The organism is Candidatus Leptovillus gracilis (assembly GCA_016716065.1).
Classification (GTDB): Bacteria; Chloroflexota; Anaerolineae; order Promineifilales; family Promineifilaceae; genus Leptovillus; species Leptovillus gracilis.
Genome location: JADJXA010000026.1, coordinates 20,026 through 34,296 on the forward strand (window position 1 = coordinate 20,026; position 14,271 = coordinate 34,296).

Annotated in this window: 12 protein-coding genes; all 12 read left to right on the plus strand. The window is 60.8% G+C overall.

The genetic code is table 11. From position 1 onward, the window contains the following. Positions 1-182: 182 nt before the first annotated feature. The 12 genes from IPM39_27910 to IPM39_27965 all read left to right on the plus strand — a co-directional run bounded on the left by IPM39_27910 (position 183) and on the right by IPM39_27965 (position 14,263). Positions 183-2,180, plus strand: coding sequence for a hypothetical protein (locus IPM39_27910; protein ID MBK8989843.1), 1,998 nt, complete (start codon positions 183-185; stop codon positions 2,178-2,180). 58 nt (positions 2,181-2,238) lie between these two features. Further along, the gene (locus tag IPM39_27915) at positions 2,239-3,648 is read left to right on the plus strand and encodes a DUF11 domain-containing protein (protein ID MBK8989844.1); all 1,410 of its coding nucleotides are present in this window, start codon (positions 2,239-2,241) and stop codon (positions 3,646-3,648) included. Continuing rightward, the gene (locus tag IPM39_27920) at positions 3,645-5,078 is read left to right on the plus strand and encodes a M23 family metallopeptidase (protein MBK8989845.1); all 1,434 of its coding nucleotides are present in this window, start codon (positions 3,645-3,647) and stop codon (positions 5,076-5,078) included. Before IPM39_27915 ends, IPM39_27920 begins: the two co-directional genes overlap by 4 nt. 12 nt (positions 5,079-5,090) lie before the next feature. Continuing rightward, on the plus strand, positions 5,091-5,594 hold the full coding sequence (locus IPM39_27925) for a hypothetical protein (GenBank protein MBK8989846.1): 504 nt from the start codon (positions 5,091-5,093) through the stop codon (positions 5,592-5,594). After that, the gene (locus IPM39_27930; GenBank protein MBK8989847.1) at positions 5,581-6,450 is read left to right on the plus strand and encodes a bifunctional DNA primase/polymerase; all 870 of its coding nucleotides are present in this window, start codon (positions 5,581-5,583) and stop codon (positions 6,448-6,450) included. The genes IPM39_27925 and IPM39_27930 overlap by 14 nt, the downstream gene beginning before the upstream one ends. Further along, positions 6,444-6,581 (plus strand): hypothetical protein, encoded by a 138-nt coding sequence (locus IPM39_27935; GenBank protein ID MBK8989848.1) that lies wholly within the window; start codon positions 6,444-6,446, stop codon positions 6,579-6,581. Before IPM39_27930 ends, IPM39_27935 begins: the two co-directional genes overlap by 7 nt. A 17-nt stretch (positions 6,582-6,598) precedes the next feature. Continuing rightward, positions 6,599-7,291 (plus strand): hypothetical protein, encoded by a 693-nt coding sequence (locus IPM39_27940; protein MBK8989849.1) that lies wholly within the window; start codon positions 6,599-6,601, stop codon positions 7,289-7,291. Beyond that, positions 7,291-10,203, plus strand: coding sequence for a hypothetical protein (locus IPM39_27945; protein MBK8989850.1), 2,913 nt, complete (start codon positions 7,291-7,293; stop codon positions 10,201-10,203). Before IPM39_27940 ends, IPM39_27945 begins: the two co-directional genes overlap by 1 nt. A gap of 9 nt (positions 10,204-10,212) precedes the next feature. Further along, on the plus strand, positions 10,213-11,649 hold the full coding sequence (locus IPM39_27950) for a hypothetical protein (protein ID MBK8989851.1): 1,437 nt from the start codon (positions 10,213-10,215) through the stop codon (positions 11,647-11,649). Positions 11,650-11,652: 3 nt separating this feature from the next. Then, the gene (locus IPM39_27955; protein ID MBK8989852.1) at positions 11,653-13,275 is read left to right on the plus strand and encodes a hypothetical protein; all 1,623 of its coding nucleotides are present in this window, start codon (positions 11,653-11,655) and stop codon (positions 13,273-13,275) included. 90 nt (positions 13,276-13,365) lie between these two features. Then, entirely contained in the window at positions 13,366-13,803 is a 438-nt protein-coding gene (locus tag IPM39_27960; protein ID MBK8989853.1) for a hypothetical protein, read from the plus strand. A gap of 94 nt (positions 13,804-13,897) precedes the next feature. Beyond that, on the plus strand, positions 13,898-14,263 hold the full coding sequence (locus IPM39_27965) for a hypothetical protein (GenBank protein ID MBK8989854.1): 366 nt from the start codon (positions 13,898-13,900) through the stop codon (positions 14,261-14,263). The last annotated feature ends 8 nt before the right edge of the window (positions 14,264-14,271 follow it).

A 14,271-nucleotide genomic window follows, 5' to 3' on the forward strand; every position in this document is an offset into this window, starting at 1 on the left:
GTCAGGCGAGTACACAACCTAAACAGCGCCTAAACCTTTTCTACCGCGTCCATCCATCCCTAATTCCCCGGGCCCACAACCCAATTCAACCTGTTGCTGTCTATGCCTTGAGCGGGAGGTTACTTACTGCCTGCTTGCCGCCGCCTGCCTGCGGAATAGCCATAACAGTAAGGAGTGGTCGCATGGCGCGACGCATGAAGCCTACCCGGCGCATTTCCATCCTATCATTTATCTTCATCACAGCTTCGTTGTTTGTTGCCTGTAACAGCCCCGGCGAACCAGCACCGCCAGATTGCACCGCCAACGGCGTCGCCATCATCCCCACAGCTACCCGGCAAACGGACCCGGATTTGTTCAGCTTGCCGGCGCTGCCTGACGGCGGGGATGGCGCGACCTACTGCCCCACGCCCATTCCGGCCGACATACTGGCCGAGGAGTTCCCCGAACAATTCATCACCACGGGCGTCGCCAACCTCTCTTTGGATATCGCCAACCAGGATTTGGCCGCTACCGCTGTGGGCGATGATATGCTGGCCGCCGCCTGGCTCAGCGACGGCGACGTGTACGTGGCCCTGGCGCGCGGCGGCAACCATTTCCAGGTACGCCGGGTAGACAGCGGCGGCAGCGTCTCCCTGGCCTTCAGTCGCGCCAATCGGCTGCATGTGACCTACGTGCAAGACGGCCGTATCCTCTATCGCGCTGCCGATCAGGGCACACACCCGGCCGACGTCGCTCCCCTGGTCGTGGAAGATGCGCTGCACCCGGTGGTAAACGGCCGTACCCCGCAGGTCGTCGTGGATGAACTCAACTGGGCACATGTCTTGTACGAGCAGGATGGCAGCATCTTCAAAGCCAAACATCTGTCAAACGAAACCTGGCTGACGCAGTTCGTCGCCTACGGTACCGATCCGGCGGTCATGCCCTTCTACAACGAGAAAGAACTGGTCTTGTGGGGCGCGCCCACCGGCACCTACTGGTTCGGCATCATCATGGCCGCGCCTTACAACGGCGAGATTCGCGTCTTTCGTTACCTTTCCTGGTTCAACGTCTGGGAGCAGATAGCCGCCTTCCCCATTCTCTCTGGGGAGGAATTGACCGGCGCGGTTGGTCTGGACTTCCTGGCCGCCAGCGAAGATGAAGCCTGGGTTTATGCGTCTTGGGTGACGAAACGGCCGTTTCCCGACCCGCCCTTACCCTTGTACGTTCAACCCATCTACGAAGCAGTCAACCCGCTGTTTCCCAACCAGATTGCCAACCCAAACCACATCTACCAGGGATTAAACGCTGTCCGCTGGCGCAGTGAAGACGCGCCTTTCGATGCCGGCCTCAGGCAGACCATCTCCATCCCAGATCCCAACGGCGCCGTCACTTTTGCGGCCTGGGGACTGGCGGAAACCGCCGACGGCAATGACCTGACGCTGCGCATCGGCATAGATCCCACCGGCGGCGACAACCCGGATAGCCCCACCGTAGTCTGGTCCTCTGCGGCCGCGCCGGCTGACTTCACTCAATTGAGCGTCACCGTTTCCGCCCAGGGCGGCGCGGCAACCGTTTTCCTGCGGGGTACGCTCAATACTGCGGATATGTCGGGAACGGCCGTTTGGGACGCCGTCACTGTCCAGAACGGCGTCTTGACCAATGGCGATTTTGAAGGCTCCTTTCTCTTGCAAGATTCCCTCCCCGTGCCTGAAGGCTGGACGGCCTGGTACCAGGATAGCGGCTATGCGCCGACAAACGGCCGTGACGTATACACCATTTACGCCGCCTGGTCAGACAACGGCGGTTCTGCCTGGACCGGCCCAGAAGCGGTTACGGCCAACCGCGATCTCAGCGGTGGCGTCACCGGCGCAATCCGGCCGGACGTCACACCCTTCATTTCGTTGGCCACTGAGCCACCCTCGATCAGTTTCTTCTACATCTACGAGACCGGCGATCCGCCGCCGGACACCACCTTTCTACGCTTTGGACGGCCGTATCAGACCCAATGCGAGTTAGGCACAGCCAACTGCACCGGCATGCCCGGTATCCCCCTGCTGCCGCGCAACGTCGTGCGCCCCGCCTACCGCCTGCTGGCCGCCGCGGATCCCTTTGATCCCGGCCGCGCCGTCCTGCTCTGGGACTCTCTGCAAACCGACATCGTGTACAAAGACGTTTATGCCACCTACGTTGTGCTGCGCTGAAGAGAAGGATGAGGGATGAACTATGAAGGATGAAACCCCTTTTTGGAGAAATATCCTGGTGAAAAATCAACGACTGTTCTGGTTCATATTTTTATTGCTTGTTTTCCTGTTGCCAGTTCTCCTTTTCATGCTGCTGGATGTGGCTCAAGGTGAAGGCGACCCTGTTGGCTTTGTCGTTACTGGCTCTGGGCAGCGGTATACAGAAAACATTCCCATCATTAACATCCGCGACTTCGGCTACCAACCAGCACAAATACCACCCGGTACCCCTTCATCCCTTCAACAAGTTCAGGGCAGGCCCTTCATCCTTCAACCTTCATCCTTTCAGTCGGGTGGGGGGAGTGATCCCCATAACCCGTATGCCGTGATTCGCAAAACAGCCCCCGCTTTTATTCAGCCCGGTGGTAAAGTCCGGTACGAGATCACGCTGGCCAACTACGAAAGCGTGACCTACACCTACCGGCTGACAGACACCCTGCCGCCGCAGTTGACCTACGTGGCAGATTCGGCCAGCGATTTGGTCTACGACCCGGCCGCCCGTACCCTGAGCTGGCAAGGCGAATTGTCACCCGGTAATCTGGACTACGTCATCGAGGAAAACAGCCCGGCGCTGCCTTATCTGGACCTGGCCGCCTTCGGCGCGGTGAATTTGTGCGACGAGTTCGTCGCCCGGGGTGAATCTTGTGATGACGCCAGCGTGACTATCAATCTGGGGGTCAATGGCTACACCACCAACCTGTACGGCGAAGTGTTGAGCCAGCTCACGGTGTCGGCCAATGGCCTGGTTTTGGCGAATGGCGCTGCTGCCGGCGGTCACAACCTGTGGCTGCCGGATGCGGCCGCGCCGGGTTTGCTCCTGGCGGGCTTGTGGCGTGACGTGGACATGGGCGGCGGTGATACCGCGCCAAACGGCCGTTTCCATGCAGCCATCATCAGCGGTCTGGTGCAGGGATACGACATTTTTTACGCCCAATGGCACGATGCGCCCCACGTTAATGATCCCGATCTGACTGCCCGCCACGGCATCGCCATTCTGCTAAACAAGGATGCCGATCTTCCAGCAGCCGCCCACGTATTCTTCATCTACGACAACTTCTCCGACCCGGCGCAAACGGTGGCCCAGGGCTACACCATCGGCATCGCGGACAAGTTGGGCGCGCGCGGCGTCACTTACGCCTACGCTCCGTGCTGCGGCGATTCCCATCCGCCGCAGGGCTACCCGCTGACGGCCGGGACGACGCTGCATCTGCGACCGGTCCTGTTTGGCGCGGCCAACGATTATCGGCGTACCTTCAGTTACGAAGCCATTGTCAACGCGCAAGTACCGGAAACCATCACCAGCACGGCCGTTGCCGTCAGCAGTTCGGGCAACCCGGCGCTGGCGCATGCCTGGTCTACCCACTATCTCTATGTGCGCTGGCAGACTTACCTCCCCTTCTTGCGCCATGATGCGGTGGCTGCCCCATGAAACAGCAACCTGTGTTGCGCGGGGATAGCAGGCGACCCTTGTCGAAACGGCCGTTGCTCCTCTCCCTCAGCCTGCTTGTTTTGTCCGGCCTGGGCTGTGGCGTTATCGGTTTCATCGAAAATCCGGCGAGCCTGACCGGCCCCAGCTATTGGGCGGCGGAAACAGGTACACCCGTGCCCACCGTTACCGTCTTTTTGGGGACCTCTACGCCGGTCTATGCTGATACGCCCGTGCCCAACCTGATCACCACCACGCCCGAATGGACGACGGTGACGCCGATTTTCCCGAGCACGCCCACGCCTTATTGGGTGACGACAACGCCTCTCTACATTACGGAGACGCCTGAAGCGCCGGTAACGACCACGCCCGGCCTGCCCCAGATCGGCTTTACCACACCGGAACCGTTGGAGACGCCCTATTACCGCATCGGCGACTTCTACATGAACAGCGATGTGTACGTGGGCGGCCCCAATGGCCTGGTCTTTCGCATTACCGGACACGAGACGCAGCCCAGCCCGCGCCACGACCAGGCCGTCTACCATTTCATCACCATCCGCGTGACCAACTACACCGCCGAGGAAACCATCGCGCCCGTCTCGGACGTGTTCTTCATCCGCCGCGTCCAGCAGGGCGAGGCGCTATTGGTCGGGCGCTGGGCGCCGCAAAACGAACCGCTCATTGCTCGCAGCCTGCCCGCCTACGAAACACAGCAGTTGGTTCCCATCCCCCCAGACGGCGCACGAGATTTCGTTCTGGGTTTTGTCACCCCCAATGGCGATGTGCGCGAACTGGGCCTTATCACCGATTGGAACCGGCCGGTTGAAGGTGGCCTGCCTGTCTGGTTCTATCTGGAAAACGACCCGTTGGGGCCATTTACCGACGCTTACAAACCGCCACCGCCCACGCCCATTGTCCTGGACGATGGCGGTTCACAGGGCAGCCCTGGCGTTCCAGGGAGCGGGGGTGGCATGTGGCCGACCACCGGCTTCATCACCCGCGGGTTTGGCTGTCACGAACTGTATACCGGCATTGACGGTACCGGCTTTGGTTGTCCGCCGGAACGGCAATGGTTCCACAATGGCGTGGACATCGCCAATACCCAGGGCACGCTCATCTGGTCGCCGGTGGATGGCACAATCGCCTATGCCGGTCCCAACAGCGCTGGCCCGGATTGCTCCCATATCCCCGGTTCGCAGCCGCCCCACGAAGGGCTGGGCAACTACCAGCGCGTCAATGGCGCGGACACATTGCACTATTTTGGTCACCTGAGCGACTTTTTAGCCATTTCCGGCAGCGTCGTGGCGGGACAAATTGTGGCGGAGATGGGCAGCACCGGCTGCTCCACCGGGTCCCATCTCCACTGGATTGTGTACCAAAACGGCAACCTGATAGACCCGGCCCAGTGGGCCGGACCAGGACCGAATCCATAGGAGGAAAACGGAATGGAATTCGTTCAAGAAATGATTGCCGGCGACGGTCTGCCCACAACTTTTATCCAGGTTACCGCTTCCCCTGAGGATGGAATCCTGGTCTGCGTTAGAGGGTCTGAAGGCGAGTTGTTGGGACAACTGCACTTAAAGCAGAACCGCAGCGGCTACCACGTTTGTCTGCAAGCCGGCGCGCAAAAACAGATAGTCCCTTTTATCGCTCTTTCCGACGAAGGGAAACGCCTGGGAGATATTCTGCCGGGGTATCGCAGCCTGTTGTCTGGGAGAACCTTCGGCATCCTGGCCCGGCAAGAAATGAGAGAGCTGCCGGTTGCCGAATTTCTGGAGCGCTTGAGCAATGCGGTTGCCCATGATGCCTTCAGACTGGGACCAACCTGGCACGGCAGCAACTGGTCGGAAACGCTTTATCCCCTAAGCCGGGGTATCGGGCCAAAAACGATTCAGGAACTGGCTCAAGTCTTTTTGCATGAGGAGGTTCTAGAAAATGTCTCCGGTTAATGTGGTAGCTTTGCGTCTCATCAAGTCAGGTCTGCACCCGGTTCTCGTGGGCAGCGAAGGAGATGACCTGAAACGGCCGTTGCTGAAAGGCTGGCAAACGGCCGTTTACACAACGGCAGACGTCAGCATATGGCCGCCTCGCAACAACATCGGCATTCGCTGCGGGTTGCAGCGAGACGGTCGTGCTTTGATCGTGTTCGATTTCGACGAAGAAGCCCGGCGTAACCTCCCTGCCTGGTGTGAGCAGATGAGCGGTGGAGAAACTCCACTTGGGCTGCGCCAGCCGCTGGTCAGTGTCACCAGTGGGCGTGGCTGCCACGTCTACTTCTACACCATAGAGGCCCATCCTGGTCGCACATTGGCCGGACGTTATGACCCAATGCCGGACGCGCCCCACGACCGTAAACGGCTGGTCAGATTCATTGAGACATTGGGAAACGGCCGTCAGGTTGTCTCGGCCGGCAGTCGATACCCCGGCGGCCAACGCTACCGGTTTAGCCGCGGGACTCGTTATGAAGATGTTCCCACCTTGACGACAGAGCAGGTCCAGGCATTGGTGGCCCTCAGTAGAAGGTTTGACGAGCGGCCGACGCAGCCGGAACGCCGCCCGGCGGCGTGGCCGAGGAGACTCAATGGAGAGTTTAGCGGCGTACAAAACTGCCTGGATTATGCCCGCCGTACCATCGGCGCCTCCAAACAGGTGGGAAGAAACGGCGACATCCGGTTTCTGGGGCAGGGTGGACTGTTGGTAACGGGCGACGGCTGTGGCTGGTATTCGTTCGGTAACGAGACTGGCGGCGGCCTGGCCGAACGGATCACCTGGCATCAAGGGCAGGTGGGGGAGGGGGCATGTTAGAAGCCGTTATCGTCATCGGTGTGGTCGTCATCCTGGGCATCCTGTTCTGGCCGCGGCGCAGCCCCTATGTACGCAATGTGACCAGCAATCGTAACGGGCTGCCCCGGTGGCGAGATCAAGAGCCGTATTGAGAGAGGAAACCAGAGTGATGGACCGGAAACGAATGAAATGGCTGATTCCAATCCTGACAGGTTGGCTCTTTTTGTGGACAGGCGCCGTCCTGGCGCAGGATACCGCACTGCAAATCCGGCTGCGCGCCAGCGACGGCACGGCCGTTGCCGGGGAGACCGTCATTCTGGAGCGACTGCCGGAAGCGGAACCCTATCCCGCCTGCATCACCGATAACCACGGCCAATGCGCCTGGCGGGTGGGGCGGGGACTGTACCAGGTGTTGTTTGCCCGGCCGCTGGACGACATCTCGGCGCTGGCGGTGGCCGAAGGCGGCCTGCGCGGTTTGGGCGTGACGGTTGGAGATAGCAGCATCACTTACCACTTCACCTTCCACAGCGACGGCCGTGTCTACTTCGATGCCGCTCCCGAAGCGGCCGTGCCGTCTCCCATCATCCCGGTTGGGGAACTTCTGCATGGCGGTATTGTCCCCACGTCACGCCCGTCAGACAGTGAAGGCAAACCGGCCGCCGAAACGCCAACACCTGCACCTACCAAAGCCTCTGACGCTACGACCGGTTCCACATCCAGCGGTCCCTGGCGTTTGCTGCTGTTTATTGGCGGCGGTCTGGTGATTGGCGGTGGTTTTCACTGGTGGTCACGTCGTCGCCAGCACATCCTCAATCCTCAATCCTCAATCCTCAATCGCAAATCGTCAATCGGAGTCCCCTGATGCTTGACCCCGGCCGTTATCTCGCGGAAGCCATCTACTTCCTGCAATACACCCTGGCCCAGATCATGTGGGCCATCAACCGGGCGATCCTCTCTATTGCCATCATTGCTGAAAGCATCAACGCCTGGGTGACGGACAACGTCGGTTACTTCTTGGAACTGCTGGTCAATGCCCTTTCCGCGCCGCTGGGTGGTATGTTCATCCTGGCACTGACTGCCCTGGGCTTTTGGTATGCCCTGAACAACGTCGTGCCCACCGGCCGTTGGGTAGACCCTAGCAAGCTGTTTACCTACGGCCTCATCGCCTTTTTCTTCTTTTCTTCACCCATTGTCGTCATTGAGATGATGGAAGATTTACGCCAATCCCTGAACGCCGGAATTGACCAGGCGCTCATTGACGGCGCGGCTGGTGACATCTTCGCCACCAGCATGAACGGCACAGATCACGGACTGCCGGGCGCGATTCCCGACGTGAATAGCGACAGCGTCATCGGCAGTTTTGACCTGGTGGCCGCCTTCATGCTGGTGGCCAACATGGACGAATTAGACAGCAGCGAATTTCCGGTAGACTTCGAGGCGGCCTTTTTCCCCTTTGGCGATCCCACCAGTATCAATCTCAGTGATGAAGCCGACCAGCAGCTGGCCAAGGCGCTGGCCAGCGCCGGGATTGAACGGCTGCTCTTTGCTTTGGTCGCCATTCCTACGGCCATCGCCGAGCATTTCCTGCGCCTGGCGCTGACCGGCGTGGCCATGTTTCTCTATGCCGGTGTGCCTATCGCCATGCTCTTCGCCTTTTTCATCTATACCCAGGCGTTTCTGGGCGCGTACCTGCGCCAGTTTATCAACCTGCTCATCGAGACGCTGATGAGCGTCATCATTGTGTCCATCATGATTGGCCTGCTGGTGGCCGCCGCCCAGCAGGGGATTGGGCTCTACATTGGGGCCAGCATCATCGCCTTTATTGTCATCTTGTGGCGCATCAAGAGCGCTATGAAATTGGGCACGGCCGCTTTTGACCTCTTTGGCGGGGCGATGCTCAGCGGCGGGTCGGGCGGTATGGAACTGGCGCGCATGGGAAGGCAGGCGGTTGTCGGCACGGCGGCGCTGGCCGGCGCGGCTTTGACCGGCGGAGCGACGGTCGCTGCTGGCGGCGCAGTCCTTGCTTCCGCCGCTGCAGTACGAGCAGATGGCAATCAGAATGGCGCTTATCTGGGGACCGACCCGGAGAAAACCGACGGCCGGGTGCGCCAGTTGAAGACCATTGCCGGTTATACCCTGGGGCGGTCAGAGAGTGTGCGCCACGTCATTGAAAACGCCCATGAAGCCCGTACCCTGGTTCGCAATTTCCGCGATGGGGAGGTGCAGGCCCATGAGCCGGATATGCTCGACTATATGCGCGCCGGTTCCTCCATGTCCGGCTTTGGCTCCAGCCCCTGGCTGGCGATGCGCACATCGCCGTCACTGCGGGCAGCGTTTGACCAGATTGGGGGCAGCCGTCCCAGCGCCCGCGACGCTGCTTTTGATGGCGACGGCGATCCGGTCGTCCTGTCCGGCGTGGCGCCGGGACGGAGCGGTCACGGAAACGGCCGTTCTGTGTCCGGCCAATACGGCAGCACCGCGCCGGAGGATGACAGCACCGCCCGCTTGTGGCAAGACGAGCCGGCGACGCCGCGCCAACTGGCCACTCTGCGCCGGTCAGGTATTGAAGTGACCGATACCTTCAGCCGGGGTCAGGCCAGCGACCTGATCGCCCAGGTGAGAAATCAGCAGAATGGGCTTGCTGACAGCGGCGGCCGAGATCCGTTGCCCAACCATGATCTACTCAACCGTTTTGCCAGTCTGGAGCAGGCGCTCCAGCTGCTGACGCAAGCCTTGACCAACCCGGAAACGGCCGTTCAGTCCATTAGCCGCTCATCTGAGAGAGCGACCAATGGCCCCCTCCCAGATTGGCTGCGCGAGGACGGCGCGGCAGCCCCGGATAGAGACAGAGTGGGGGACGTTCATAGCGTCAGCGCCGCGCCGGATCCTGCGACAAGCTCAACTCCCTTGAGCCGCTCAGGACAGGTCCCAGACCGGGACAGCCAGGAAGATAAACACAAGATTCCCTCCACTGCCGCGTCTGGCGCTGTCCACCGGGAACCGGTGATTCGTTTAGAGCCATATCAGGATGCACGCCGTCAGGTGATCCACGACACCCTGGCGCGGCTGGCGGAGCCGCATTCACTGGCCGGTCAGGCAGCCCACAAAACGTTGGTTCACTACACCGGCGCACACAATGCCGCCCTGATTGAAACGGCCGTCGCGCAGCATTCCGTCACGGCCGTGCAGGCAGCGATGGCGGCGACGGCCGACCGGGTCACCCATTACCGACAGCTAGGGTTGAGCGACGCCGCGCAGTTGGCGGCTTTTCAAAGCGGAGATGCCACCGCCGCCATTCGCGAAACAAGCGCGACGCTTCTCTCTGATGCGCAGTTGGCCGCTGTGGCCGACATGGTGTTATTGCCGCAGCGTCGATTGACGCGCGCCGAATTGGTGGCTGTCATCGGCCAGGAAGCGGCCGCCGGCGCAGCCGATGAGCAAGCCGTCGCCCAAGCCATTGGGATGGGGCCGGCAGTGGTCGCCTCTGGTTTTGGCGGGCAGACCGGCAACGTGCGCGGTGTGCTGGCCGGGGCGCAGGCGATGGAGCTGTCACCCGCGGAGCTGGCGCGCCTGGCGGAGATGATTCAGGACGGCTTGCGTGATGTGGTGCAGGCGGAATTGGTGGGTCGTGGGTATCCGGCGACCCAGGTGTATACCTTTATCAGCGATATGGCGGCCTTGCCCGATTTGCTGGTGGCGCCTCAGACCACGGCTGTGGCCCCAAAGAGTGTTGGTCCAACGGTTGTTGAGGGCCAACAGCCCCTGGAAGAATAGGAGAAGAAGATGCTCAAGAAACGCTGGCTTTTTATCACTTTCCTCAGCTTCGTCGCCCTGTTACTCATCTTTGTCGCGACGGGCACCACGCAGGCGCAGGCTGGCGGGCAAAATCCAACGCCCATCGTCATCACCTTGACCCCACCTCAGTCACCCACGCCGGACGAACAGGCAACGGCCGTGCCCAGCCCCACCGGTGAAAGCTCGCTGCCCCCGGATCGTTTTGAACCTAACAATGACGCCGCCAGCGCCACGGTCGTTGGCCTGCAAACGGAACCGGGCCTGACCTTGAGCGGCGACGACGTGGACACTTTCACCGGTTATCTCAAGGCTGGGCAAATGGTCAGCATTCAGACCACCGTCTACGATGGCCTGGACACCCGGCTCAAACTTTTTTGGAATGGGCAACTGCTGGCCGAAAATGATGATCGTTCGCTTGTGGATGTCGGCTCGCAGATTGTATTTACGGCTCCGGCAGACGGTTGGTACGTGGCTCTGGTGGAGAAAGCAACGGTCTATAACGGCCGTTACGATCTGACCATCTCGCTCGTGGAACCAACGGCGACAGCCACCCCCTGGCCTACAGCGACACCTTCACCGACAGTCACGCTGCCGCCTTCGCCAACGCCCGTCATCCAGCCCGACCTGGCCGAACCCAACAACACGCCGCAAACAGCCTGGCCAGTCACCCCAGGCCAGCGCAGCGCCTATACGGTGGGCGCGGGCGACGTGGACTACTTTACCTTCATCGCCAAAGCGGGAAGCCGCTACACCTGCGAGACGGTGACCGACCGGGTAGACACCCTGATGACGGTGGTGGGCGTCTCTGGCGTCATCGGCGTCAACGACGACCGGGGCGTGGGCCGCGTCGATTCCTATCTGGCCTGGGAGTCGGCGGCGGAACAACCGGTCATCATTCAAGTAGAAGCGCGGGGCGGCAGCTTTGGCCCGTATGAATTTGTCTGCCAGCCAGCGGCACCGGCAATTGCGCCGCCCGCAATGTCTGCCGCGCCCCGTCCACCCGTCGCCGCACCGCTGACCACAACAGCGGCCACCACCACCACCGGCCATATCTCGTTGACCGTGCAGTATGTGGGGCGGGTCCAGCCGTCAACCACAGCGTCGGCGACCCGCATTCGTCTGCTGGTCTATTACGACGCCAACAACGACCGCCAGCCTGGACCCGGCGAAGGCATCGCCAACGTCAGTGTCCTGGCGGTAGATGCCCAGGGGCAGCGGCTGGCCCGTGTCTTCACCAATACCCAGGGAGAAGCTATTTTTAACCTGACCGGCGAAACCGTCGCCCGCGTTATCGTGCCCTTTGTGCCCGGCTGGTCGGCGCGCGTCCGGGTGGGGGAGGCCAACAACGACATCGTCCTCGGACTGCCGGCAGTACGCCTGCCCATCTTCTTGCCCGTGCAAAATCAGGCCACCAGCGAGGAGTAAACCATGCTTGATTTTGATCTCGAACTCAACATTGACCAGGAACTTTCTGAAATACCACCGGAATTCCAGGATGCGTTCCGCCAGGCCATGGCGCGGGAGATGGCCGACACGGAGCAGAACCGGACGGACACCGACATCCTCCATTATTTACGCCAGCGGCGGGACGATTTCAAGCGCGGCGGCTTCATCCGGCCCGACGGCCGTCCTGGCATGGTGACGCTCAATCCGGAGACGATGTACGAACAGGCGCTGCCGCAGTTGGCCCAAAGCAGCCTGGGCGAGCCGGACAACACGGCCGAGCGACGGCGCACACTCGTTAAGATTGCCGTTTTTGTGGGGGTGGCGCTGCTGTTTGTTTTTTTCGTCTTTCGCGGCCGCACCCAACGGGAAGCGGCCCAAACCGTCACCGCGGCAGCAGCCCCGGCGACCGCCGCCGGAGCGAATGGTACAGCCACGCCGGCCATGCCGCTGCCGGAAATCACCGGCGTTGAGGATTCCTTGCAAACCATCGGCAGCCTGGGCGGCGCTTTGACCATTGGCCGCCCCAGCGCCATCGAAATCACCTACAGCCGGACGGCAGAAACCATCGCCCTGCCCATTGATCCCAGCAAACCGACGCCCAAAGGGGAGATGCGCTACAACGCCGCCACGATGCTGTCAGACAACCCGGTGGCCGTCTGGCTCTTTGGCGCCGTGCTCAATTACGCCATTGGCATCCCCGACAGCCTGGTGCGCAACCTGGCGCCGGGCGACCGAATTGTCCTCAGCACCGATACGGGCGCGTCCCTCCGTTTTGTCGTCGCCGAGACGTGGCAAGGCGCCAACTATGAGGCCGGCCGTCTGCTGTCTCAGAACCGGCTGGGCCTGACCTTGTTTGCCCTGCCGGCCGGCGCTGAAGACGACGTGTCGTTTGCCTTTGCTAACTATGACATAACCAGCGAAGAGGGGCAGGAGCAGCGCACGTATGAACTTGAAGAGCAGATTTCTTTACCGGGTGGGGGAAGTTTGCGGGTAACGACTGTGCAGTTCAACCATGAGACTAGCGGCGATATTCGTATAGCCGTCGAGGGTAAAAGTGAAAGCATCCCTGCCAGCCAGAGCCTCATGCTCACGCTGGCGGCACAAAATGGACAGACAACGGCCGTGCCGCTGACGCCTGACGAGAGCGGCAACTGGCAGGCCAGCTTTACCCTGCCTGATGAGATCTCCGGCCTGCCGTTGTTGGCCGAAGTGCGGGCGCTGCCGGCGGGCAGCCTGGCGGTCGTGGGGTTGGGCGAAACACCCCATTTGTGGAAGCAGCTAGAAATTGGTATTTCCGGGACCTGGTGGGATGAGGCGCAGCGGCAAGTTGTGTTGACGGCCGTTATCACCCATACCGGCATAGGGGATGTGTACCCAGGTCCCGATTTTATTCAAATAAGTCACGAAGGAGGTGATGCGTATGAAACTAATGGGCAGGCCACGTCCAGCCTGCCGGGGCAGCGATTGCCCACTTTGATCCACCCGGGAGAAACGGTGGACCTGACCGTGACGTTTCTCCCCCAGGCGCCATCGGTGCGTGTTCAAATCGGCGCTGACTTATGGGAGATAACGGGCATTCCTACCGGGATGTCTTCTCACCCATAAGCCAGCAACCCGCGAATGGTGGGTCGTAGATTCGCCGTCTCACCCACCATTCGCGTATCTCAATTCAACCCATTATAGGAGAGTGACGCGATGTTGCCTATGCAACCAGAAAAAGAACATCCAATGACGGGCAGCTTGTCTGCCACCCCTCTGAGAACCGGCCATTGCACAAATCGTCTGCGCTGGCCTCGGCCGGCGCAGAGCGCCCTGCCGTTTGTTCTGTTGCTGACCGTCCTGGCCGCCTGCGCTCCTGGTGAAGCGCCTCCGGCGGCCATCTGTGACACGTATGATCGGGCGCTGTTTACCACACAACTCATGGGTGGCGCAGCCGTGCTGCTCGGCCTGGCAGTGCTTGGTTTTCGCAAGAACCTGACGGCGATTTTGCCTTCGCAAGGCGCGCAAATTGGGGCCGTCGCCGGGTCTGTCGGTTTGGGACTTATCTTACTGGCTTTCTCCACCGACATTGGCAACCAGATTTTGACAGGCTTTGCCATCGAAAGCCTCTATACCCTTTGCGGGCTTGGCTAAAGCTGGGAGCAGAGGGGCAGGGGAGCCGGGGGATGAAGGGTCTCCGCCGCCCCCTTGCTCCCCTGCCCCCGCGCAAAAAAGGAGAACTGTGCCAATGTTCAGTGTGACGCATTTCCGTTCCGAATTCATCTATCAAGGGCAGGCCACGATTATCAGAAAGGTGACTATGACCCAATTCATGCTGGTAATTATCCTGACGGCTATGGGCGTGGGGTTGTTCAATGCCCCCTTCTGGCTGGCGCCGCTGTTTGTCAGCGCCGGTTATCTAGCCGGGTACACCCATAATGGCGAGATTGTGTTGAAGCGTGTTGTCGCCTATCTCGTGGTCTGGGGCCGGAACCTGGTCGGCTCGCCGCAAATCGTCAATATTCAAGCCGACTGGGACAAAGTGCGTCTCCACGCCGAGCGGCAGCAAATTGGCGGCGCCTTTGCCGCGACTGTGGTTGTAGAACAGCTTTAAGGGAGTGA